Source organism: Pantoea sp. X-Soil-ISGK-275 (assembly GCF_059730795.1).
Genome location: NZ_AP035976.1, coordinates 1,714,075 through 1,737,948 on the forward strand (window position 1 = coordinate 1,714,075; position 23,874 = coordinate 1,737,948).

Annotated in this window: 24 protein-coding genes; 8 read left to right on the plus strand and 16 right to left on the minus strand. The window is 53.4% G+C overall.

Annotation, left to right across the window (positions count from 1 at the left end):
- Positions 1–76 precede the first annotated feature (76 nt).
- The 4 genes from lolC to cobB all read left to right on the plus strand — a co-directional run bounded on the left by lolC (position 77) and on the right by cobB (position 4,145).
- Positions 77–1,276, plus strand: coding sequence for a lipoprotein-releasing ABC transporter permease subunit LolC (lolC, locus tag AC6I8A_RS07975; RefSeq protein WP_256696212.1), 1,200 nt, complete (start codon positions 77–79; stop codon positions 1,274–1,276).
- A complete protein-coding gene (gene lolD, locus AC6I8A_RS07980) occupies positions 1,269–1,970 on the plus strand; it encodes a lipoprotein-releasing ABC transporter ATP-binding protein LolD (RefSeq protein WP_008103026.1) in 702 nt (233 codons plus the stop codon). Before lolC ends, lolD begins: the two co-directional genes overlap by 8 nt.
- Complete coding sequence (gene lolE, locus AC6I8A_RS07985) at positions 1,970–3,214, plus strand: lipoprotein-releasing ABC transporter permease subunit LolE (protein ID WP_497818280.1); 1,245 nt, start codon at positions 1,970–1,972, stop codon at positions 3,212–3,214. Before lolD ends, lolE begins: the two co-directional genes overlap by 1 nt.
- A 97-nt stretch (positions 3,215–3,311) precedes the next feature.
- Positions 3,312–4,145 (plus strand): Sir2 family NAD+-dependent deacetylase, encoded by an 834-nt coding sequence (cobB, locus tag AC6I8A_RS07990; RefSeq protein WP_497818281.1) that lies wholly within the window; start codon positions 3,312–3,314, stop codon positions 4,143–4,145.
- A gap of 110 nt (positions 4,146–4,255) precedes the next feature.
- On the opposite strand, the gene potD is transcribed toward cobB, so the two are convergent.
- Genes potD through potA form a run of 4 tightly spaced genes read right to left on the minus strand, consistent with a single transcriptional unit; the run spans position 4,256 to position 8,036 of the window.
- The gene (potD, locus tag AC6I8A_RS07995) at positions 4,256–5,299 is read right to left on the minus strand and encodes a spermidine/putrescine ABC transporter substrate-binding protein PotD (protein ID WP_256696213.1); all 1,044 of its coding nucleotides are present in this window, start codon (positions 5,297–5,299) and stop codon (positions 4,256–4,258) included.
- 10 nt (positions 5,300–5,309) lie between these two features.
- Positions 5,310–6,083, minus strand: a complete 774-nt coding sequence (gene potC / locus AC6I8A_RS08000) for a spermidine/putrescine ABC transporter permease PotC (RefSeq protein WP_061716930.1) — start codon at positions 6,081–6,083, stop codon at positions 5,310–5,312.
- Positions 6,080–6,940 (minus strand): spermidine/putrescine ABC transporter permease PotB, encoded by an 861-nt coding sequence (gene potB / locus AC6I8A_RS08005; protein WP_497818282.1) that lies wholly within the window; start codon positions 6,938–6,940, stop codon positions 6,080–6,082. The genes potC and potB overlap by 4 nt, the downstream gene beginning before the upstream one ends.
- Positions 6,924–8,036, minus strand: coding sequence for a spermidine/putrescine ABC transporter ATP-binding protein PotA (gene potA / locus AC6I8A_RS08010; RefSeq protein ID WP_497818283.1), 1,113 nt, complete (start codon positions 8,034–8,036; stop codon positions 6,924–6,926). Before potA ends, potB begins: the two co-directional genes overlap by 17 nt.
- A gap of 299 nt (positions 8,037–8,335) precedes the next feature.
- Here potA and pepT point away from each other — a divergent pair, with 299 nt between their 5' ends.
- Positions 8,336–9,565: a peptidase T gene (gene pepT / locus AC6I8A_RS08015; RefSeq protein WP_497818284.1), complete on the plus strand. Its 1,230-nt coding sequence runs from the start codon at positions 8,336–8,338 to the stop codon at positions 9,563–9,565.
- A 210-nt stretch (positions 9,566–9,775) separates the two neighbouring features.
- Here pepT and AC6I8A_RS08020 read toward each other — a convergent pair whose 3' ends face one another.
- The 8 genes from AC6I8A_RS08020 to rluE all read right to left on the minus strand — a co-directional run bounded on the left by AC6I8A_RS08020 (position 9,776) and on the right by rluE (position 17,610).
- Entirely contained in the window at positions 9,776–10,897 is a 1,122-nt protein-coding gene (locus tag AC6I8A_RS08020) for a ribosomal protein uL16 3-hydroxylase (protein ID WP_497818285.1), read from the minus strand.
- A gap of 57 nt (positions 10,898–10,954) precedes the next feature.
- Positions 10,955–12,415: a two-component system sensor histidine kinase PhoQ gene (gene phoQ, locus AC6I8A_RS08025; protein WP_256696217.1), complete on the minus strand. Its 1,461-nt coding sequence runs from the start codon at positions 12,413–12,415 to the stop codon at positions 10,955–10,957.
- A gap of 3 nt (positions 12,416–12,418) precedes the next feature.
- A complete protein-coding gene (phoP, locus tag AC6I8A_RS08030; protein ID WP_256696218.1) occupies positions 12,419–13,087 on the minus strand; it encodes a two-component system response regulator PhoP in 669 nt (222 codons plus the stop codon).
- A gap of 102 nt (positions 13,088–13,189) precedes the next feature.
- Positions 13,190–14,560 (minus strand): adenylosuccinate lyase, encoded by a 1,371-nt coding sequence (gene purB, locus AC6I8A_RS08035; RefSeq protein ID WP_479486923.1) that lies wholly within the window; start codon positions 14,558–14,560, stop codon positions 13,190–13,192.
- 44 nt (positions 14,561–14,604) lie between these two features.
- Complete coding sequence (gene hflD, locus AC6I8A_RS08040) at positions 14,605–15,246, minus strand: high frequency lysogenization protein HflD (protein ID WP_312183095.1); 642 nt, start codon at positions 15,244–15,246, stop codon at positions 14,605–14,607.
- Positions 15,247–15,282: 36 nt separating this feature from the next.
- Positions 15,283–16,395, minus strand: coding sequence for a tRNA 2-thiouridine(34) synthase MnmA (mnmA, locus tag AC6I8A_RS08045; protein WP_497818286.1), 1,113 nt, complete (start codon positions 16,393–16,395; stop codon positions 15,283–15,285).
- 42 nt (positions 16,396–16,437) lie between these two features.
- Positions 16,438–16,911: an NUDIX domain-containing protein gene (locus tag AC6I8A_RS08050; RefSeq protein ID WP_256696220.1), complete on the minus strand. Its 474-nt coding sequence runs from the start codon at positions 16,909–16,911 to the stop codon at positions 16,438–16,440.
- 30 nt (positions 16,912–16,941) lie between these two features.
- Entirely contained in the window at positions 16,942–17,610 is a 669-nt protein-coding gene (gene rluE / locus AC6I8A_RS08055; protein ID WP_497818287.1) for a 23S rRNA pseudouridine(2457) synthase RluE, read from the minus strand.
- Positions 17,611–17,711: 101 nt separating this feature from the next.
- Between rluE and icd the strand changes: the two genes are divergently transcribed.
- The gene (gene icd / locus AC6I8A_RS08060) at positions 17,712–18,962 is read left to right on the plus strand and encodes an NADP-dependent isocitrate dehydrogenase (RefSeq protein WP_008108175.1); all 1,251 of its coding nucleotides are present in this window, start codon (positions 17,712–17,714) and stop codon (positions 18,960–18,962) included.
- Positions 18,963–19,046: 84 nt separating this feature from the next.
- Here the strand turns inward: icd and AC6I8A_RS08065 are convergent, their stop codons facing one another.
- From AC6I8A_RS08065 to AC6I8A_RS08080, 4 genes are all read right to left on the minus strand, one after another.
- Positions 19,047–20,459, minus strand: coding sequence for a hypothetical protein (locus AC6I8A_RS08065; protein ID WP_479486926.1), 1,413 nt, complete (start codon positions 20,457–20,459; stop codon positions 19,047–19,049).
- A complete protein-coding gene (locus AC6I8A_RS08070) occupies positions 20,452–21,366 on the minus strand; it encodes a glycosyltransferase family 2 protein (RefSeq protein ID WP_497818288.1) in 915 nt (304 codons plus the stop codon). The genes AC6I8A_RS08065 and AC6I8A_RS08070 overlap by 8 nt, the downstream gene beginning before the upstream one ends.
- Entirely contained in the window at positions 21,363–21,722 is a 360-nt protein-coding gene (locus AC6I8A_RS08075) for a GtrA family protein (RefSeq protein ID WP_479486928.1), read from the minus strand. The genes AC6I8A_RS08070 and AC6I8A_RS08075 overlap by 4 nt, the downstream gene beginning before the upstream one ends.
- A 177-nt stretch (positions 21,723–21,899) precedes the next feature.
- The gene (locus AC6I8A_RS08080) at positions 21,900–23,156 is read right to left on the minus strand and encodes a mechanosensitive ion channel family protein (RefSeq protein ID WP_256696223.1); all 1,257 of its coding nucleotides are present in this window, start codon (positions 23,154–23,156) and stop codon (positions 21,900–21,902) included.
- Positions 23,157–23,360: 204 nt separating this feature from the next.
- Between AC6I8A_RS08080 and AC6I8A_RS08085 the strand changes: the two genes are divergently transcribed.
- Complete coding sequence (locus AC6I8A_RS08085; RefSeq protein WP_256696224.1) at positions 23,361–23,558, plus strand: DUF6404 family protein; 198 nt, start codon at positions 23,361–23,363, stop codon at positions 23,556–23,558.
- A 101-nt stretch (positions 23,559–23,659) separates the two neighbouring features.
- A complete protein-coding gene (locus AC6I8A_RS08090; protein WP_497818289.1) occupies positions 23,660–23,854 on the plus strand; it encodes a hypothetical protein in 195 nt (64 codons plus the stop codon).
- Positions 23,855–23,874: the final 20 nt, after the last annotated feature.

The following is a 23,874-nucleotide window of genomic DNA, read 5'->3' on the forward strand; positions in this document are numbered from 1 at the left end:
GTTAGAGGTTTCATAAAGGGGACGCCTCCTTTATCATCCCACTACTTATTTTCAGGCAACTGCCAAGACGGATCTCATGTATCAACCAGTCGCGTTATTCATCGGTTTGCGCTACATGCGTGGACGTGCCTCAGACCGCTTTGGTCGCTTCGTCTCCTGGCTCTCAACTATCGGCATCACGCTCGGCGTGCTGGCGCTGGTCACCGTGTTATCGGTGATGAACGGCTTCGAGCGCGAGCTGGAAGGCAATATCCTCGGCCTGATGCCGCAGGCGCTGGTCACCAGCGACAAGGGCAGTATCAACCCAAAGGAATTGCCAGCCGAGGACCTCAAGCTGCAAGGTGTTAAGCGCATCGCTCCACTCACCACCGCCGATGTGGTGCTGCAAAGCGCGCGTAACGTTTCGGTCGGCGTGATGCTCGGCATCAATCCCGACGAACAGGATCCCCTGACGCCATTCCTCGTCAACACTCAACAAAGCGTGCTGCAAGCGGGCCAGTACAACGTCATCCTCGGTGAACAGCTGGCTGCACAGCTGGGCGTGAAGCGCGGCGATCAGCTGCGTTTGATGGTGCCGTCGGTCAGCCAGTTCACGCCAGTGGGGCGCTTGCCGAGCCAGCGTATTTTCACCGTGGCTGGCACGTATGCCGCCAACAGCGAAGTGGATGGCTATCAGATTCTGGTCAATCAGCAGGATGCCTCACGCGTGATGCGCTATCCGCTCGGTAACATCACCGGCTGGCGTTTGTGGCTGGATAAGCCATTAAGCGTTGATGCGCTCAGCCAGCAGAAACTGCCGGATGGCCTGGCGTGGAAAGACTGGCGCGAACGCAAAGGTGATCTGTTCCAGGCGGTGCGCATGGAGAAAAACATGATGGGGCTGCTGCTGAGCCTGATCATCGCGGTGGCAGCCTTCAATATCATTACCTCGCTCGGCCTGCTGATCATGGAGAAGCAGGGCGAAGTGGCGATCCTGCAAACATTGGGTTTGACCCGCCGCCAGATTGTCGCGGTATTTATGGTGCAGGGCGCCAGCGCCGGCATTATTGGCGCGCTGCTGGGCACCGTGCTTGGCGTGCTGCTGGCCAGCCAACTGAATAATTTGATGCCGGTAATTGGCCTGTTCCTCGATGGCGCGGCGCTGCCGGTCGACATCAATGTGCTGCAGGTGATCACCATCGCGCTGGTCTCAATGGCCGTTGCGCTGCTCTCTACCCTTTATCCGTCGTGGCGCGCTGCCGCCGTCCAACCCGCTGAGGCTTTACGTTATGAGTAATACTCCTTTGTTGCAGTGTCGTGACCTGTGCAAACGCTATCAGGAAGGCAGCGTGCAGACCGATGTGCTGCGCAATGTGGCTTTCAGCCTGCAGCCGGGTGAACTGACGGCGATTGTCGGCAGCTCCGGTTCGGGTAAAAGTACCTTGCTGCATCTGCTCGGCGGCCTGGATGCGCCTACCTCGGGCGATGTGATTTTTGATGGTAAATCGCTAAACGCGATGTCGTCCGCCGCGAAAGCTGAGCTGCGCAACCGCGAGCTCGGTTTTATCTATCAGTTCCACCATTTGCTGCCGGACTTTAGCGCGCTGGAGAACGTGGCGATGCCGCTGCTGATTGGCAAAATCGGCAAAGCGGAAGCGGAATCACGCGCGCGTGAAATGCTGGCGGCGGTCGGGCTGGAAAAACGTGCTGCGCATCGGCCTTCTGAGCTGTCGGGCGGTGAGCGTCAGCGTGTGGCGATTGCGCGCGCGCTGGTGAATCGTCCGCGTCTGGTGATGGCCGATGAACCCACCGGTAACCTCGATGCGCGCAACGCCGACGCGATTTTTGAACTGCTTGGCGAGTTGAACGTCAAGCAGGGCACCGCTTTTCTGGTGGTGACGCACGATCTGCAGCTGGCGAAACGCCTGAGCCGGCAGATGGAGATGCGCGACGGTGAGCTGAGCGACCAACTGACGCTGGGAGTGATCTGATGGCTTCGTCATTATCCCTGCTGCTCGGGCTGCGTTTTAGCCGCGGTCGGCGGCGTGGTGGCATGGTCTCGCTGATCTCCATCATCTCCACCATCGGCATCGCGCTGGGCGTGGCGGTGCTGATCATCGGCCTGAGCGCCATGAACGGCTTTGAGCGTGAGCTAAACAACCGCATTCTGGCGGTGGTTCCGCACGGTGAAATCGAGCCGGTGAATCAGCCGTTCCGCAACTGGCAACCGATGATCGCGCCGATTGAGCAGGTTGCTGGCATTGCCGCCGCCGCGCCCTACATCAACTTCACCGGGCTGATTGAGAGCGGCGCGAAACTGCAAGCGCTGCAGGTGAAAGGCGTCGATCCGCAGCAGGAAGCGCGTCTTAGCGCCTTGACGAGCTTTGTTGCCGGTGATGCGTGGTCACAGTTCGCGGCGGGCAAACAGCAAATCATTCTGGGTGGCGGCATCGCCAAATCGCTCAACGTGAAACAGGGCGACTGGATCACCATCATGATCCCGAATAATGATGGCGAGAATAAGCTGCTGCAGCCGAAACGCATTCGTCTGCAGGTTAGTGGCGTGCTGCAACTGAGCGGCATGCTCGATCACAGCCTGGCGCTGGTGCCGCTGGCCGATGCGCAGAAGTATCTGAATATGGGCGACAGCGTCAGCGGTATCGCGCTGAAGATGAATGACCCGTTCCAGGCGCAGAAGCTGGTACGAGACGCCGGTGAAGTGACGCACTCTTACGTCTATATCAAGAGCTGGATTGGCACTTACGGCTACATGTACCGTGACATCCAGATGATTCGCGCCATTATGTATTTAGCCATGGTGCTGGTGATTGGCGTGGCTTGCTTCAACATCGTTTCGACGCTGGTGATGGCGGTGAAAGACAAGAGCAGCGACATCGCGGTGCTGCGTACGCTGGGCGCCAAAGATGGTTTGATTCGCGCCATCTTTATTTGGTACGGCTTGCTGGCGGGCCTGCTTGGCAGCGTCAGCGGCGTGGTGGTCGGCGTGCTGGTGGCGCTGAATCTCACGCCAGTGATGCGCGTGTTTGAGCACCTTACCGGGCATCAGCTGCTGGCGGGCGATATCTACTTTATCGATTTCCTGCCGTCCGAACTGCACTGGATTGATGTAATTTCGGTGCTGGGCACCGCGATTGTCCTGAGCCTGATTGCCAGCTGGTATCCGGCCCGACGCGCCAGCCGTATCGATCCGGCCCGCGTGCTTAGCGGTCAGTAAAGATAAAACCCAGCCGCCGTGCGGCTGCTATTATCGGGCAGATTAGCCCGAAAAATACCCGACGCGCGGCGATAAACGCCGCAGATAAGGAGCTTTTATGCGCATACCGCGCCGCCGCCTACGACTCGCCCGCGACAAAAAAAACCGCCGCAAGGTGCATCAACGCTTTCGCCAGCGCATCTTCGAGCGCGATCGCAAAGCTGAACTGGCCGCGCATCCGCAACCGCGCGTGGTGGTGCTGACCGGCGCGGGTATCTCCGCCGAGTCCGGTATTCGCACGTTCCGCGCCGCCGATGGCTTGTGGGAAGAGCACCGCGTGGAAGATGTCGCCACGCCGGAAGGTTTCCAACGCAATCCGGCGCTGGTGCAGGCGTTCTACAATGCGCGCCGTCATCAGCTGCAACAGTCCGAAATTCAGCCCAACGCCGCGCACAAAGCGCTGGCGGAACTGGAGCAGGTGCTGGGCGATAACTTCCTGCTGGTGACGCAGAATATCGATAACCTGCACGAACGCGCCGGCAGCCAGCGCGTGCTGCATATGCACGGTGAACTGTTGAAAGTGCGCTGCGTCAGCAGCGGACAAGTGCTGGACTGGACCGAAGATTTAACTCCGGACGATCGCTGCACCTGCTGCCAGTTCCCGGCGATGCTGCGCCCGCACATCGTGTGGTTTGGTGAAATGCCGCTGGGGATGGAGGAGATTTATCAGGCGATTGAGCAGGCGAATCTGTTTATTGCCATCGGCACCTCGGGCCACGTTTATCCCGCCGCTGGTTTTGTCCACGAGGCAAAACTGCAGGGCGCGCATACCGTGGAGCTGAACCTGGAACCAAGCCAGGTTGGCAATGAGTTTGCTGAGCGTCATTACGGTTTAGCCAGCGAAGTGGTGCCGGAGTTTGTGCATACGTTTTTGCGTGGGTTGTATAAGTAGTTTAGTGCGCGCTTTCCCTCATCCCAACCTTCTCCCAAAGGGAGAAGGGGCGAAATAGAACCCTCTCCCGCTTGCGGGAGAGGGCAGGGTGAGGGGGAAGTCGCAGAGGACTAACGTCCCGCCTTCAGCTTCTGGAACAGCGTCTCATACTGCACGCTGGCTTCACCGACATCGTTCTGCCACTCGCCGTTTTTAATCACATCCTCAGCAGGATAAAGCGAAGGATCGTTGGCCACTTCCTGTGGTAATAGCTTCTTCGCTGCCAGGTTTGGCGTGGGATAACCAATGGTTTCCGCCACTTGCGCCGCCACATCCGGACGCAGCAGGAAGTTAATCAGCTTCAGCGCGCCTTCACGGTTTTTCGCGTTGGCGGGAATCGCCAGGTTATCCATCCAGAAAATCCCGCCTTCCTGCGGCCAGATAATCTGCAGCGGCGTGCCCGCCTGGCGCGCAACGTAGGCGGAACCGTTCCAGATCATGCCAACGTTCACTTCGCCTTCCATAAACGGGTTGCCCGGATTATCGGAGTTAAACGCCAGCACGTTCGGCATCAGCTTTTTCAACTCTTCATAAGCAGCTTCGATCTGTTTAGGATCGCGGGTGTTGCCCGAATAACCCAGCTTGCGCAGCGCCATCTGGAACACTTCACGCGCGTCGTCGGTCAGCAGCAGGCTCTGCTTATACTCCGGCTTCCACAAATCGGCCCAGCGGGTAATGCTTTTGGCATCCACCTCGTCGGTGTTGACGCCAATGGCGGTCGCGCCCCAGATATACGGGATCGAGTAATCGTTATTAGGATCGAACGGCTTGTTCAGCAAGTTAGGATCGAGATTTTTGAAGTTGCTGAGCTGGGATTTATCAATCTTTTGCAGCATGCCTTCATTACGCATCTTGGCGACGAAGTAGGTTGAAGGCACCACCAAATCGTAAGCGCCATCTTTCCAGGTCTTCAGCTTGGCATACATGCTTTCATTGGATTCGTAGGTGGAGTAAATCACCTTGATGCCGGTCTCTTTGGTGAACTGCTCCAGCAGTCCGGGCGGCACGTATTCGGTCCAGTTATAGAAGTAGAGCGTTTTGCCGGCGTCCGCCTGCGCGCTCTGCATGCCCAATGCCAGCGCCCCAGCCGCCAGCCAGTGAGACCACTTTTTCATCGATTATCCTCTATTTGGTTTTATCACGGAGCAACAGCTGACTGAGCGCCACCAACAGCAGCGACAGCAACAGCAAAATTGTCGCCAGCGCGTTCACTTCCGGTGACACGCCAACTTTCACCATCGAATAGATTTTTAACGGCAAAATTTCGAAGCTCGGGCCGGTGACGAACGACGATACCACGACATCGTCCATCGACAGCGTAAAGCTCAGCAGCCAACCCGCTGCGACCGCCGGCAGCGCCAGCGGCAGCAGAATTTTGCGCAAAATGGTGACTTCGCTGGCACCAAGATCTTTGGCGGCTTCCAGCATGCGCACATCAAACCCTTTCAGGCGCGAATAGACGGTGATCACCACAAACGGCAGGCAGAAGGTGATATGCGAGAACAGCAGCGACCAGAAGCCCAGCGAAATGCCCAGCAGCATAAACAGCACCAGCAGCGAAATCGCCATCACGATATCCGGCGACATCATCACCACAAACAGCATGCCGCTGACGAACGGTTTACCACGGAAGCGATAGCGATAGAGCGCGACGGCGGTCAGCGAGCCGATAATCGTGGCGCAGCTGGCAGAGAGCACGCCCATCAGCAATGAATGTTGTGCCGCCTGAATCAGGCTGTCGTTATTCATCAGCAGGCGATACCACTGCGTGCTGAAGCCCTGCCAGTTAATGCCGAAACGCGAGCGGTTGAAGGAGTTGACGATCAGAATGATGATCGGGATATAAAACCAGGCATAAATCACGGCCATGAAGCCGCCACGTAACCAGCGCGCCATCATTGCAGTTCCACCTTGCTGTTCAGCATACGCGCTGCGCGCCAGTAAGCCAGCAGCATCATCCCCATCAGCAGCGTCATCACTATGCTGGTGGCAGCACCGAACGGCCAGTCACGGATATTCAGGAACTGGCTCTTGATCACGTTGCCAATTAACAGGTTTTTCGCGCCGCCCAGCAAATCTGCCACAAAGAACAAGCCCATCGCCGGGATAAACACCAGCAGGCAACCGGCGACAATGCCTGGCATGGTGAGCGGCAGAATGATGCGTAAGAAGGTTTTCACTTTACTGGCGCCGAGATCGCGCGCCGCTTCGAGGCAGGATTTATCCAGCTTTTCCAGGCTGGAGTAGAGCGGCAGCACCATAAACGGCAGCAGAATGTAGATCAGTCCCAGAATCACCGCTTCGGAGGTGTACATGATGCGAAACGGTTTATCGATCACCCCGAGCCACAGCAAAAATTCATTCAGCCAACCGCGTGTGCTGAGGAAGATTTTCAGGCCATAGATGCGGATCAGCGAGTTGGTCCAGAACGGCACAATCAGCAGGAACAGCATCAGCGGGCGCAGGCGCGCCGGCAGTTTCGTCAGACACCAGGCAAACGGATAACCCAGCAGCAGGCAGCACAGCGTGGCGATAAACGCCATATTCAGCGAGTGCAGCAGCACGTCGGCGTAAAGTGGATCCAGCAGTCGCGTGTAGTTATTGAGGGTGAAGGCCATACTGACAAAATGCGCATCGTCGCGCGTCAGGAAGCTGGTGGCGAAGATCATCAGGTTGGGCAGCAGCACAAACAGCGTCAGCCAGCTGACGATCAGCGCGACAATCACTTTCTGCAGGCGGTTACGCATCAACTTCATACGGCAGCACCACCTCCCAGTTTTGCACCCAGCTGACCGCCATTTTCTGGTTCAGTGAGTGATCAAAATCGGGATCGTCTTCGTTGAAGAACTCGCTCACCGTCAGCAGCTTGCCGTTCTCCAGCTCAACGGTGGATTCCAGCGTCATGCCTTTATAGTTGCGCTCGCGCACGTAGCCGATCAGGTTGTCGCTGCGGCTGTCGTGATCGATCTCTTCAACGCGCAGATCTTCCGGGCGCAGCAGCACATGCAGCTTATCGCCCGCACTGACCGGGAAATCACATTGCAGCTCACATTCGCGGCCTTCCACGCGCGCGCGGATAGTGGGCGCATGATCGCTGTTCAATACCTCGGCATCGAACACGTTTATCTCGCCGATAAAGCGCGCCACAAACAGGTTGGCGGGCTCTTCGTAAATCTCGCGCGGCGTGCCGTCCTGTTCGATACGACCATCGCGCATCACCACGATACGATCGGACATAGTCAGCGCTTCTTCCTGATCGTGGGTGACGAAGACAAAGGTGATGCCGAGCTTACGCTGCAGCGCTTTGAGCTCGTTTTGCATCTGGCGACGCAGCTTGTAATCCAGCGCCGACAGCGACTCATCCAGCAGCAACACTTTCGGACGATTGACCACCGCGCGCGCAATCGCCACGCGCTGTTGCTGACCGCCCGAAAGCTGATGCGGACGGCGATCGGCAAAACTCTCCAGCTGCACCATCGCCAGCGCATCGTTAACGCGCGTGGTGATCTCGGCCACCGGGGTTTTCTGCATGCGCAGGCCAAAGGCGACGTTCTCAAACACCGACATGTGTGGGAACAGCGCGTAGCTTTGAAACACGGTGTTGATGTGGCGATGCTCGGCGGGCAGGTCGGTGATGTCATTATCATCAAGAATGATGTGACCGCGATCGGCCTCTTCCAGCCCGGCAATCAGCCGCAATATGGTGGTTTTTCCGCAGCCGGAAGGGCCAAGCAGCGTGATGAACTCGCCGTGACGGATGGTCAGGTCAAAGTCAGAGATGATGGTTTTGCCATCGAAAGCTTTACTGATGCCAGAAAGCGTAACCAGCGCAGGCGCGCGTGTTTGCGTCATTTTAGTCACTCAGTCTGATGGTGAATCAGGTTACAGCATAGCCGCTGGTGGCCGCTTGCTGTGATGAAGGGCGCGATGATACCGCAAAAATGTGTCAATGCCATGTTTTGCCACGGATTTACCTTGAAAACGCTGAAAAATGCCGGAGTATGCATAACGGAAAAGTCGGACAGGTGAGCGTGAGCGAATTTTCAGCGCAATTCACGTTGAGAGAGCTAACCTGAAGGATAATGATTTGACGCAACATGGTGCCATCAGGCCACCATGATAATGACGCAGGTTCTTTAGAGGTATGACAGATGGATCAATTACTTGAGCGTTTTCTCAGTTATGTCGCAGTAGAAACTCAGTCAAAACCTCAGGCACGTCAGGTGCCAAGCAGCGAAGGGCAGTGGACGCTGGCGCGTCAATTACAGGAAGAACTCATTGCGCTGGGCTTTGTTGATGTTTCGCTGAGCGATCATTGCTGTGTGATGGGTACTTTACCGGCTAACGTCGATTGGGCCACACCGGTGATCGGCTTTATTTCGCATATGGATACCTCACCGGATTTCACTGCCAAAAACGTCAATCCGCAGATTATTGAAAACTACCGCGGTGGTGATATCGCGCTGGGTAACGGTGATGAAGTTTTGTCACCGGTGATGTTCCCGATTCTGCATAAGTTGATTGGCCATACGCTGATCACCACCGACGGCAAAACCCTGCTCGGCGCAGATGATAAAGCCGGTATCGCCGAGATCATGACCGCGATGGCGCGTCTGGCAAAAAGTGATACGCCGCACGGCGCTATCCGCGTGGCCTTCACGCCGGATGAAGAGATTGGTCGCGGTGCATCGCACTTCGACGTCGAAGGCTTTGCCGCCGATTGGGCCTATACCGTGGATGGCAGCGATCTCGGCGAGTTTGAGTTCGAGAACTTCAACGCCGCCACCGCGATGGTCAAAATCACCGGCAACAACGTGCATCCGGGCAGCGCCAAAAATGTGATGGTCAATGCGCTGGATCTGGCGATGCGCTTCCACGCGGAATTGCCCGCCAAAGAGAAGCCGCAGTATACCGACGGCTACGAAGGCTTCTTCCATCTGCACACCATCAAAGGCACGGTTGAGCATGCCGAGCTGATGTATCTGATCCGTGATTTTGATGCCGACAGCTATGAACAGCGTAAACAGCTGCTGGAAGAGATTGGCCAGCGCGTCAGCAAAGGGCTGCAAAGCGAGTGTTCGGTGAAAGTTGAAATCAGCGATAGCTATCGCAACATGCGCGAGAAAGTCGAACCGCATCCGCATATTATCGAGCTGGCGCTGCAGGCGATGCGCGACTGTGGCATTGAACCGAACGTCAAACCGATTCGCGGCGGCACTGACGGCTCTGCGTTGTCGTGGAAAGGATTGCCATGCCCGAACCTGTTTACCGGTGGCTACAACTATCACGGCAAGCACGAGTTCGCCTCACTTAATGTGATGGCGCAGTCGGTAGATGTGATTGTGCGTTTGGCTGAGCTGGCGGGGCAGAAGAAGGGGTGATGGTGATTGCATAGTGCGGGTTGTCCCCCATCCCGGCCTTCCCCCATAAATGGGGGAAGGAGACGCTGCCACATGTAGCTTCAGAACGAACATATGGCAGCATCTTCCTCCCCCATTTATGGGGGAGGACCGAGGAGGGGGACAGCCAGCACCCACCGAGCACCCACCGAGCACCGTCCGAGTTTTAGAAACCCCGAGACAGACTGAAACTTACTCGCCGAAGAACCAATATCCGCTATTCACCAACGCCGCCAGCTGCGCCAGCAGTGAAGGGTCGTCCAGCGCATCGCCGAAATCTTCCAGCGTCAGCACGTGATTGTGTGCCAATGCCGCCAGCACATGCGGATGGCTGCTGGTGATCGATTCCCCGTTCACAAACACCACATCTCCGATGGTCAATACACGCAGACCGCCGAGACGCGTCAGCGCATCGCCTTGCTGCAGTGCATCGTAAATCTCATCAGGTTGATACGGCGGCTCCGGCGGCGCGACGTCCAGCTCATGACGTGACTGAGAAATAAACTCGCCAAACCACTGATTAAACTGCTCTGGCTGGTTGATCACATCCATCATCACTTTGCGGATGCCTTCCAGTTCTGATGGCAGGATCTGCGATGGGCATTCACGCGATGGCACATCAGGATCGCTGTAGCGATAGCTGCCCAATTCGTTGGCCAGCATGTGATCGGCAAAACCGCTGATCAGCTCGCGACCGTTCGGTGCGCGGAAGCCGACCGAATAGTTGATGGCGTTTTCCAGCGAATAGCCTTCATGCGGGAATCCAGGCGGAATATAGAGAATATCGCCGGGCTCCATCTCTTCATCGATGATGGCGTCGAACGGCTCAACCTGCAGCAGATCCGGATGCGGGCAGTGCTGTTTCAACGGCACTTTTTCACCCACGCGCCAGCGACGACGGCCAGTGCCCTGAATGATAAACACATCGTACTGATCGAAATGCGGACCCACGCCGCCGCCAGGCACGGCAAAAGAGATCATTAGATCGTCAACGCGCCAGTCGGGCAGGAAACGGAACGGGCGCATCAGCGCGGCAATAGGTTCATGCCAATGGTTAACCGCCTGCACCAGCAGCGACCAGTTGCTCTCACCAAGATGATCGTAGCTTTCAAACGGACCGTGGCTGACTTGCCATTTGCCCTCGTTATGGCTGACAAGGCGGCTATCCACCTCATTTTCCATTGCCAGACCGGCCAGCTCGTCAGGAGAAATAGGATCGACGAAGTTTTTAAATCCACGTTTAAGCACCACCGGGCGTTTCTGCCAGTAGCGCTGAATAAAGTCGGGCCAGTTGATATCGAGCTGATAATCCATATGAGGAGTCCGTTTGCTGCAAAGAATGATGGCAAGTATAACAGCCCGCGTCCCTTTCTACTCGCGGTGATGCTCGACTTCCTGGCGCTGGAAAATCACTTCCATGCGCGCGCCACCGAGCGGGCTGGTGGTGGCAATCACCTGACCGGCGTACTGTTCGAGGATATCGCGCACCACGGCTAAGCCCAATCCCTGGCCGGGGCGCAAGGTGTCGGCGCGCTGACCGCGCACGAAGATCAGATCGCGTTTGCTTTCCGGAATGCCGGGGCCGTCATCATCGATAAACAGATGCAAGGTGTTGTCGGTTTGGCGCGCGGTGACTTCAATAAATTCGAGGCAATATTTGCAGGCATTATCCAGTACGTTGCCCAGCACCTCCATAAAGTCATTTTTATCGCCGATAAAGGTCAGTTCCGGCGAAATATCCAGCGTGATCGCCACGCCTTTACGTTGATAGACCTTATTCAATGCCGAACACAGGCTATCGAGCAGCGCCGACACCGAATGCAAATCGCGCTGCAGAGGATTGTGATCGGCCTGCATACTGGCGCGATGGAGGTAATAACCAATCTGCTGTGAGATGCGGCTGATCTGCTCCAGCATCACCGGTTCGGCCTGCTCAATGGTTAACTCTTTACCATTGCGTAACGATCGCAGCGTACTTTGCAGCACCGCCAGCGGAGTTTTCAAGCTGTGGGTGACATCCGAAAGTGTGGTGCGATAGCGCGTGTAGCGCTGGCGTTCATTGGTCAGCAGCAGGTTAAGATTGCGTACCAGGCTGCGTAGCTCCTGCGGCGGATTGTCATCGAGATTCTCGCGCTGGCCGGTCTCCAGCTCGCGCACTTGCGAAGTGAGATCGCCAATCGGCCGCAGACTCCAGTGCGCCGCCAGCCACAGCAGCGGAATCACCAGTAGCAGATTCGCCGCCAGCACATAGCTGAACCACGACCACACCACATCGGAATGCTGCAACTCTTGCGGAATCGAATCGACCACCACAATGGTTAACGCCGGTAAGTTGGTGGTGGCATCGTAGCGATTGACGGCGACCGAATGGGTAAAGGTGTCATTGCTGTCGCTATCCAGCGCGTGTAGCCGCTCTTTCGCCTGCGAGTTATTGCCCATCGCCGCCATGCTGGTGCGATTGCTGGTGTCGATTTCATAGAAGTCGGGCTTGAGCAGCCATTCACGACGAATCTTTTTGCGGATGTCTGGCACATCGCGCTGTTGCCACAGCAGTTTGCCGTGTTCATCGTAGATAAAGACCAGCGTGGGGAAATTAAGCGTCATGCGCTCGGGCTGGCCGATGGTCAGCTGATTGTCGTGCCACTGCGCCAGCGTGAAGAACAGATTGCTCTCACCGCGCATGACGCGATAGGTATTTTTATCGAAGCTGACGACGTAGCCGACCACGGCGACCATGCCGTAGGAGAGCGACAAAAACAGTACGATCGCGGCCGTCGCCAACAGGAAACGGGCGCGAAGTGAGAAGGGGCGTAAGCGTTGTAACCACGTCATAAATCAGAGATCAAAGCGATAGCCCTGGCCGCGCACGGTGTTGATCACTTCGGTCGGATAGAGTGAGAGAATTTTTTTGCGCAGACGTCCCATCAGCACGTCGATGGTGTGGCTTTCGCGCAGTTCGGCGTCCGGATAGAGCTGCAGCATCAGTGAATCTTTGCTTACCACTTTACCGGCGTTGCGAATCAGGGTTTCGACAATGGTGTACTCGAAGGCGGTGAGTTTTACCGGCTCGTCTTGCACCGTCAGTTCGCGGCGAGAGAGATCGACCTGGAACGGCGGCATAGAGATAATTTGCGACGCGTGCCCGCTGTTGCGACGCATCAGCGCCTGCAAACGTGCAGCCACTTCTTCAATGTGGAATGGCTTGGTCACGTAGTCGTCGGCACCGGCTTCCAGGGCTTCCACTTTGGCCTGCCAGCCTTCGCGAGCGGTTAATACCAGAATCGGTTGGCGAACGGCATCGGTGCGCCAGCGGCGAATCAGCGACATGCCATCTTCGTCCGGCAAACCGAGATCGACCAGCGCGATGTCAGGGACATGTTCTTGCAGGAAATAATCCGCTTCTTTGGCATCTTCTGCGGCATCGACCTGATGGCCCATGTCACGCAGCTGCACGGCGAGGTGATGGCGCAGCAGCGCATTATCTTCCACAACCAGTACACGCATAGTATTTCCTTAGCTTCCAACGTAGTGATGATGGAAAGAGTATATGCGAAGCCAACTAAACCATAGAACAACCAGGCGCGCTAAGCGCGCCTGGTTAATGCATTACTTCAAGTCATCAACCATCTGAATCGCACGGCCGAGGTAGTTGGCTGGCGTCATCTGCTTCAGGCGCACTTTTTCCTCTTCCGGCAGCGCGAGGCTATCGATAAAGGCCTGCATGCCTGCGGCATCAACGCGTTTACCACGCGTCAGCTCTTTCAGCTTCTCGTACGGTTTTTCAATGCCGTAACGACGCATCACGGTTTGGATCGGCTCTGCCAGCACTTCCCAGTTGTGATCCAGTTCGTCCAGCAGACGATCGCGGTTCACTTCCAACTTAGAGATGCCTTTCAGTGTGGCCTGATAGGCGATCAACGCATAACCGATGCCCACGCCAAGATTACGCAGCACGGTGGAGTCGGTCAGGTCGCGCTGCCAGCGTGAAACCGGCAGTTTGCTCGCCAGATGCTGCATCATCGCGTTCGCCAGGCCGAGGTTGCCTTCGGAGTTTTCGAAGTCAATCGGGTTCACTTTGTGCGGCATAGTAGACGAACCGATTTCACCGGCGATGGTTTTCTGCTTGAAGTGATTGAGGGCGACGTAGCCCCAGATATCACGATCAAAGTCGATCAGAATGGTGTTGAAACGCGCGATGCAATCAAACAGTTCAGCGATGTAATCGTGCGGTTCGATCTGCGTGGTATACGGGTTCCAGGTGATGCCCAGCGAGGTGACGAACTGCTCGCTCAGCTGGTGCCAGTCCACTTCCGGATAAGCCGAGATGTGAGCGTTATAGTTGCCGACCGCGCCGTTGATTTTACCCAGCACTTCAATCTTGCTCAGCTGACGCAACTGGCGCTCCAGACGATACGCCACGTTCGCCATCTCTTTACCCATGGTCGACGGCGTTGCTGGCTGGCCGTGGGTGCGCGACAGCAGCGGAATGTCACGGTATTCGTGCGCCAGACCTTTAACGGCATCGATCAGTTTGTTCCAGAACGGCACGATCACATCACGACGTGCGGTTTCCAGCATCAGCGCATGCGACAGGTTGTTGATATCTTCGGAGGTACAGGCGAAGTGGATGAATTCAGACACCGCATGCAGCGCAGGGACATCGGCCACTTTTTCTTTCAGGAAATATTCCACGGCTTTGACGTCGTGGTTGGTGGTGCGCTCGATGGTTTTGATACGCGCCGCGTCTTCTTCGCTGAAATTGGCGACTATGGCATCAAGGAAAGCGTTTGCGTCGGCATCAAATGCAGGAACTTCCTTGATCTCTACAGTCGTAGCCAGTTTTTGTAACCAGCGAACCTCAACCTCAACGCGAAATTTCAGCAAACCGAACTCGCTGAAAATGGCGCGCAGTGGGCTGACTTTATCGCCGTAACGACCATCGACAGGTGAAACGGCGGTCAGAGAGGATAATTCCATCAGTGCAACTCCTGAATCGTTTAACAATTATGCCGGGGCGGCGCTTAATACGCCGGGCCCAGACGGGATAAAATGGTTTTTGCTTCGCTCAGCAAGCGCTGGCGCGAGAACATCAGCTGCAGGCGGCCACCGCCAACCTGCTGCCACAACACCGCAGAGCGAATGCCGGCCAGCAGGGCGGCGCGCACTTTACTCTGCACTTGTGAATTCTGTAATACCTGCGGTGAACCGGTCACCTGAATGCGCGGACCCAGTGGGCTAATCACATCGACATAAATGCCCGCCATCGCGCTGGTGATGGTGTCCGATTCCAGCTCGTAATGCGCCAGTTGACGGTCAAGCTGGCCGATGCGCTGTGCCAGCGTGTTCATCGCCGTTTTATTGCCGTGCAGCTTACGCTCCAGCACCATCATGCTTAAGGTGTAGCGCGTCAGTTCTGCGCTGGCGCCCTGACGATTGCTGCTGTTCAGCACCGCCATTAAAGTCTCTAATCCAACCTTCAAATTGGCTTCGTCGTTGCCAAACACCGCCAGCGTTGAACCGGGATTGAGATCGATCAGGCTGCGCAGCGACACGTTCAGTGCCGCAGTATTGCAATGTCCCTGCTGCGCGAGCTGTTGCACCACATGGGCGGCTTGACATACGCCCGCCAGCGCCAGTGTAATCTCATAATAGTTCTTAGCCACGCTTAACTCCTGTCATCGCGTCGGGCAGCGCCGACCTTAGGCTTCTGCCAGAGGCAGGCGTTGTTCGATAATGCCGCCGCCGAGGCACACTTCACCGAGATAAAACACGGCAGATTGACCTGGCGTGACGGCCGCAACCGGCTCGTCAAAACGGACTTCAATACGGTCGTCGCCGTGCGGAATGATTTCACACGGAATGTCGGTCTGGCGATAGCGGGTTTTCACCGTGCAGCGCAGCGGGGCGGTAATCGGCTGGCGATCGACCCAGTGCAGCTGTTGGGCAATCAAACCTACAGACATCAGGCGCGGATGCTCGCCGCCTTGCGCCACGATCAAGCGATTGCGCGCCACATCTTTGTCGACCACATACCAGGGATCGTCGTTGCTCTCTTTACGACCGCCAATACCGAGGCCTTTACGCTGGCCGAGCGTGTGGTACATCAAGCCCTGATGTTCACCGACGATTTCGCCGTCAACGGTTTCGATTTCACCCGGCTGGGCAGGCAGATAGCGGCCAAGGAAGTCACGGAACTTGCGCTCGCCGATAAAGCAGATACCGGTGGAATCTTTCTTCTTGGCGGTGATCAGATCCAACTGCTCAGCGATGCGGCGCACTTCCGGCTTATCCAGTTCGCCAACCGGGAACAGGCTTTGCGCAATCTGCTGGTGGCTGAGCGTGTAGAGGAAATAGCTTTGATCTTTGTTGCCGTCGAGGCCGCGCAGCAGGCGGCTTTGACCGTCCACATCCTGGCGGCGCACGTAGTGGCCGGTGGCGATGAAATCTGCGCCGAGATCGTCCGCCGCGAACTCAAGGAAGGCTTTGAACTTGATCTCTTTGTTGCACAGGATGTCGGGATTCGGCGTGCGGCCCGCTTTGTACTCTTCCAGAAAGTGCTCGAACACGTTATCCCAGTACTCAGCGGCGAAGTTGATTTTGTGCAGTCTGATGCCGAGTTTGTCACACACGGCTTGTGCGTCAGCCAGATCATCGGCGGCGGTGCAATACTCCTCGCCATCGTCTTCCTCCCAGTTCTTCATGAACAGGCCTTCAACCTGGTAGCCCTGCTGCTGCAGTAACCAGGCGGAAACGGAAGAATCGACGCCGCCGGACATTCCGACGATCACTTTTTTCTGGCTGTTGTCAGACATGACGCACTCTTAAATTACGATAAAAACAGGCGGCGCATTCTATCATGCAGAAGCGGGGCGCGCACCCTCATGAAACGGCCACTGGAACGGCGCGACCAGATGCAGCGGAAAACGTTCGCCTTGTTGCCACAGCCGCACGCTCTCTGCCACTAGCGGTGAACGCAGGCGATTTGCCGTCAGAATCTGCTCTGGCGGCAGCCACCAGCAGCAATCGATGTCGCGATCGTGCGGCGAGGTTTCAACTTTTTCGGCCAGATCGAGGCCAAACAGGAAACGCACAAAAGGTGTATCGTCCGGGGCAATCCACTGTTGCACGCCGAGGAAATATTCGGGATGGGCGTCGATGCCGGTCTCTTCAAACAATTCACGCTGCGCGGCTTCGAGCAGGGTTTCATTGGCCTCAAGATGCCCGGCGGGCTGATTCCAGGTAATACGACCGTGGACGCGCTCTTCCACCACCAGCAAATGTCCCTGTGCCTGCACAATGCAGGCGACCGTTACATGAGGTTTAAACATCCTTCCTCCGAAATTGTTAACTAAAAGTTATTAAATGGCTGCGCTGATATCGCGCCATTCACCCGGCGGCAAATCGCCTAGCTGATGTTCGCCCATCGCAAAGCGAATCAGGCGCAACGTTGGAAAACCGATGTGGGCCGTCATGCGCCGTACCTGGCGATTTCGGCCCTCAAACAGGGTGATTTTCAGCCAGCTGGTGGGAATCGCCTTACGCTCGCGAATCGGCGGCTGGCGCGGCCATAGCCACTCTGGCTCGTCCACTAACTCAATGCCTGCCGGCAACGTTGGGCCATCGTTGAGCGTCACGCCGTTGCGTAACAGGGATAAATCCGATTCCTGCGGCGCACCTTCCACCTGCACGAAATAGACCTTTCCGGTGCGCTTGTCAGGCTGTGTCAGCGCGGCTTGCAGCGCGCCATCGTTGGTCAAAACCATCAATCCTTCGCTGTCACGATCGAGGCGGCCCGCAGCATAAACATCGCCTACCGGCACAAAATCTTTCAGCGTTCGGCGTCCGGCTTCATCACTGAATTGCGGCAAAACATCGAAGGGTTTGTTAAAGAGTATGACGCGTCTTGGGCCTTTCGGACGGGTATCACGGCGCACGGGCTTACGTGCTGGGGCGTTCGCACGCTTATCCTGGTGAATTCGTTGAGAAGTTTTTCGCATGGGCTTTGCAGTCAGAAACATTCGGCGCATTATAGCGCGAAACTACGGTGATTGGCGTAGCGGAAATAATCAAGTAGTATTGACCCGCATCTTACAAATCATTAACAAAAAATCGCTCGAAGGAGAGGTTGATGGAAAGCAAAGTAGTTGTTCCGGCGGAAGGTCAAAAAATCACCCTGGCTCAGGGAAAACTTACAGTTCCGAATAACCCGATTATTCCTTACATTGAAGGTGACGGTATCGGTGTTGATGTTTCCCCGGTAATGTTGAAAGTGGTTGATGCCGCTGTGAAGAAAGCCTACAACGGCGAGCGTAAAATTTCCTGGATGGAAATTTATACTGGTGAAAAATCAGTAGAACTTTACGGCCAGGACGTCTGGCTGCCGCAGGAAACCCTCGATTTAATCAAAGAATATCGCGTTGCCATCAAAGGCCCACTGACTACGCCAGTTGGCGGCGGTATTCGTTCTCTGAACGTTGCACTGCGTCAGGAGCTGGATCTGTACGTGTGTCTGCGTCCGGTTCGCTACTACAAAGGCACCCCAAGCCCGGTTAAACGCCCTGAAGAAACCGACATGGTGATCTTCCGTGAAAACTCAGAAGATATCTATGCCGGTATCGAGTGGAAAGCGGGCACGCCAGAAGCGGATAAAGTGATCAAGTTCCTGCGCGAAGAGATGGGCGTGAAGAAAATTCGCTTCCCTGAGCAGTGCGGTATCGGCGTTAAGCCATGCTCGGAAGAGGGTACCAAACGTCTGGTACGCGCAGCAGTGGAATACACCATCACCAACGATCGTGATTCTCTGACCCTGGTTCACAAAGGCAACATCATGAAGTTCACCGAAGGTTCTTTCAAAGACTGGGGCTACCAGTTGGTGAAAGAAGAGTTCGGCGGCGAGCTGATCGATGGCGGCCCGTGGATGAAGTTCAAGAACCCGAACACCGGTAAAGAGATCATCGTTAAAGACGTGATCGCGGATGCCTTCCTGCAGCAGATCCTGTTGCGTCCAGCTGAATACGACGTGATCGCCTGTATGAACCTGAACGGTGACTACATCTCTGATGCCCTGGCGGCACAGGTTGGCGGTATCGGTATCGCACCAGGCGCAAACATCGGTGACGAATGTGCCCTGTTCGAAGCAACGCACGGTACAGCACCTAAATATGCAGGTCAGGATAAAGTGAACCCTGGTTCAGTAATCCTGTCAGCAGAAATGATGCTGCGTCACCTGGAGTGGTTCGAAGCGGCTGACCTGATCGTTAAAGGTGTTGAAGGCGCTATCGCTAACAAAACCGTGACCTACGATTTCGAACGTCTGATGGACGGCGCTAAACTGCTGAAATGTTCAGAGTTTGGTGACGCGATCATCAACAACATGTAATTTGCCACTCCGGCAGAAAGCATAACGGGAGCCAATGGCTCCCGTTTTTTTGCTCTAAAATTAGCGACTATTACAGCTAAGAATTTATTTCATTGCCAGTACGGATTGAGCATCAATAATAATGCACTTGCCTGCGCAGTTGTCGTTTCCGGTGATCACTGGCGATTCCGTAAGAGTGAAATTCATACCTGCTTCTTTCTTTACGGTGTATGCCATACCCGCAAACGTCCACGGCATGCCTAAAGATAAAGAACCAAACTCATCATATTTCGATGATTTTGCAATTTTTGGCAAATTCTCACTATTCAATCGGTAGTAAAGAGTGCCATCGAAATCTTTTGGCACCACTTTAGTGATTTCGGCCTGTAAAAGTGCATACTCTTTTTGCTGAGGCGAAGAAAACCCCTCTTTAATGTTGCTGGCTGCAAGCCATCCTGCAGCAACAGGAAGCAAAAGATAAATGAATACTGAGTATTTTATTTTATCGATAACAAAGAATAGTCCGATAAGGAAACAAGAAGTGGTAATTAGCGAGAGCGCACTGATAGTACGGTAGGCCGCCCAACTCTCTGTCACCAGCAAGTTTGGTGTCATTGCTGCAATAGCAAAGAGGAAAGATAAAAATACTTTTTCTTTGCCATTCTCACTAATGTTTTTCAATCCGATCAAGATAAAACCTAGCGATATGATGATCGAGAGTGCTTTTCTGCCGGTGTCAAAATTACAGATGGCATTTTTTAATGGTTCTACAAAGAACCATTTAATCTTTCCTATAAGATCAATGGTGATGTTACTTCTTGAAAGTGTCTCGCTGAATAACAGGAGCGGAATGGCTTTAGCTAATACTAATGCCATCAACATACCAAAGAAAATCATTGCGAAAGTACGAATGAGTTTCTTTTTCTCGATTTTTTTGGAAGTTAGGCAAGTATCCAAAAATGCAAAAAAAAGGAAACACATTGCAGTGGGCTGGTAAATAGCGAAGGAGAAGGTGATCAGTAATGCTGATAACATAACCCCTGAAACGCCGCGCAATGTTGTTAGCGCTGAGTAACTCAATCCAGCAAGAATAATCGAGGAGACAAAAGGAAAACACACTGACCACGAGTTGAATACCTGGAAAGAGGGCAGCAAACAGATCGTTAATGAGAATATCACTCTCTGCAAAGTATTTTTGAGGATGTTGCTATCAGAGATAAATTTGTAAAAGTAACAGCATAGTATGATAAGAGAAGAAACGGATAGCAGTCTTAACAGTATTAACGAGTCCACGCTGGATATAAAGAATGAGAGTAAATAGCGCAAACCGCCGTAGGCAGGCCTTCCTGAAAGAACATCCCATTTAAAAATGCTGGCTGGATCAGTCTGAGAGCTGAACAGATAGTACCAATCATCCGAAAAAGCATAGCTCGAGAGAAAAACAGGGCTATAACTGGCGAGCAAGGCCACGGCAAATAAAACATAAATTTTAAAGTTATTGCAGACTATATTAGTCATTTGATTCCTTTTTTATATATCGAGGTCTATGTTTGGTTTCAATATATATCCTGCCAATATATTCACCTAATACACCTATTCCTATCAACTGAATTCCACCTAAAAAGAGTATTGAAACCAATAGTGACGGATATCCGGCAACAGGATTTCCCCATATTATTTTATCAATAATCATCCATGCGCCATAAACGAACGACAAGAACGCGACAAAAAAACCTATATAGGTCCACACTCTGAGCGGAAATGTTGAAAAGCTGGTCAGCCCTTCAAGAGCCAGATTCCAAAGTCGCCATCCATTAAATTTTGCCTCTCCGGCAATACGCGCGGGGCGGCTATATTCAACGATGGCAGAATCACCTTCCACCCAACTTAGAAGACCTTTCATAAACAGATTGCGTTCCTGCAATTGCTTAATGTTTTCGACAGTTGCGCGAGAAAGTAAACGAAAGTCGCCAACATTTTCTTCTAATTTTGGTGAGCTAATTTTATTGTGTAACTTGTAAAACCATGCAGCGGTTTTTCGCTTAAAACGACTATCGCTACGCCTATCATTGCGCTTGGCCAACACAATCGGCCAGCCTTCTTGCCATTTATTTATCAGCAAAGGAATGACTTCAATGGGATCCTGAAGATCAACATCAACCGGAATGACTGCATCACCACTAGCATGTTCAAGTCCAGCGAGCAGCGCGGCTTCTTTACCAAAGTTACGAATAAAATTGATGACTAATACAGATTCGTCATTATTCTGAATCGATTTAATAATCTGCTCTGTGCTATCAGTACTGCCATCATTAATAAAGATGATTTCAAGATTGTAAGAAGAAAGTTTTTCTTTAACGGTCCGGTAAAAAATAGGTATTGCATCTTCTTCGTTGAAGACAGGCACCACCAGAGAAATTTTCATTTTTTCACCTTAAAAACAATAAAGTTTGAATAGATGAAGCCGAATATCAGACTTATTATGGAAAATGAGATAAGCGTAATAATCGGATTAATATGCGTATTATCGGCGAAACTGCCAATGCCTGCGGCCATCATGCCCATAAAAGCGACAAAGATGACATAGCGAAAAGTTGTCGCTTCGGCTTTAAACGTCCAGCGTGCGTTAGCAAAAAATGAAAATGTTACGGCGACAATGAAAGCCAACAGATTAGCCTGCCATTGGCGGGTATTCAGAGAATACAGGGCTGCAAACACCATCCAATGGATCAAGGTGTTAATGATGCCAACTGATAAAAACCGTGAGAATAATTTCAACATAGTGAAATGTTAGCCATGAGGACATCATTATTTTAAAAATAGTGGGGAATTTTACATGGAGGCTCACAACAAATAAAGTTGTAAAATCATCGTTCTCACCAACATGTCATTAGCGAAAGCCATTGGTTTACGAATATTAAAGAAACGGGAACCGCTGGCTCCCGTTTTTTTATTGTATTAATCGACTTGCTGCTCACTGGGTTTTACCAGCTGAGCCCGTTCCTGCGAGAGCCGCCAAAAATCGCTGCCGCCCGGCTGCTGATACATCCGCAGCGAGAAGTGACCGACAATCGCGTAGATATACTCAAAAATGGCTGATTGAGAATCCTCGTAATCCACCCACAGCACTGACGAGGTGAAGCAATAAACTTCCACCGGCAAGCCCTCTGGCGAGGGCTTCATGGCGCGCACCACGATATACATATCTTTCTTGATATCGTCGCGCTGTGACAGCCACGCCGTCAGGTACTTACGAAACACCGTCAGATTGGTGATGCCGTTTTCGGCAAACCAGCGTTCGCCCACTGCATTGCTGTCGCGACCATCCATCAGCGCCGAAAGTTGCTCACTGACACCGCGAATTTGGCTCATCTGCTGCACCATATCGTGATCGAGAAAGCGAATCGACATTTGATCAAGATGGAAACTGCGCATAATGCGTCGCGCGCCGGAGGAGAACATCGCCTGCCAGTTGGTGTAGGTTTCAGTGAGGAAATTTTTGGTTGGGATGCGCGAAAGCGTATTGTCCCAGTTGCGAATGGTGATGGTATGCAGCGCGATATCGATCACTTCGCCGCTGATACCGTTATCCGGCATCTCAATCCAGTCGCCGAGTTGCAACACATCGTTCGATGACACCTGAATATTGGCCACCAGCGACATCAGCGTGTGCTGGAACACCAACATCAACACCGCGGCTACCGCTCCCAAACTCGAGATAATAATCACTGGCGATTTATTCGACATAATCGCCAGAATCATGATCGCCGAAATAATGTGCACCAGAATCTTGCCGACCTGAATATAACCTTTGATCGAGTGATTCTTGCGTTTGGCTTTTTTCGAATAGGAGTTATTAACGATCTCCAGCACTTCGGTAAAAAACAGCGATAAATAGACGAAGAACAGAATACCGCAGATGGTCTTTATCGCGATCAACAGATGTTCTGGTAAATCTGGCATAAATTGCAGCAGATAATAAACCGTGATCACAGGGATAAAGTTAGAGAGCTTCTCCGACAGCCTGACGTCTTTATCCAGCGGCACCTGATTCTTGTGCGTGCTGAAGAACACCTTCCTCACCACCTTTACAATAAAGAATTTACAGATCAGGTGGGCGATCATGCCGGCAAACATCAGTAATACCAGACTAAAAGCGGCCGACAGCACCGTGTTGCTCTCAATAAAACCTTGAATCTTGCTTAAATAATTCATTTCAACCACATGTCGGACAGTGTTGGCGGGAATTCAAACATAAATGCACCAATGGCGATATGCCACGCGTGCGCAATAGTCTACACCATCGCTGGTTTACATTCCCTTTCGCAGAAGTTTGAATCAGTTAACATTAACGTGCTGACGGCGGTGTGCATTAAAGACTAAACCGCTATCTTCAGCGCTTACGATTGAGGAGGTGGTATGAAAGGTGTAATCAAGTTCGTTAAAGGCTGGCTACTGTTTTCCCTGTTGTGGGGCATCTTTATGTGGTTTGTTTCGTGGCAGGCGCAGGGCAAAGAGATCGGTATGGTGATCGTGATGAGCTTGTATGCGGGATTAATTTACCAGGCGCTGATGACCATGGTTGCACGATACAAAGCACGGCGCGCGCAAGTGTAGTTGTATACAACTGACGACAGAGCTTTGCGGCACATTGACGCTCATTTTCATTTACTCGGGCAATCTGAGCCGACATATCTCAGCTAGCTGGAAAAAGAACGATGGGAAAGAAAGTTGTCGCTGCGTGGTTTTTTCTGCTGCTGTCTGTGGTCGCTTGCGCACAGCCTTCAAGCTTAATAACGTTAACCCTGCAGCACGATCGTCATTTGAAGATGGAAAACAGCACCGCAGATGTGGCTGAAACGCCGGATGAACATATCAAAGAAGGATTATATGAAGTGGGTCAGCACCATTAAAATCGGGGCCTTGAGGCCCC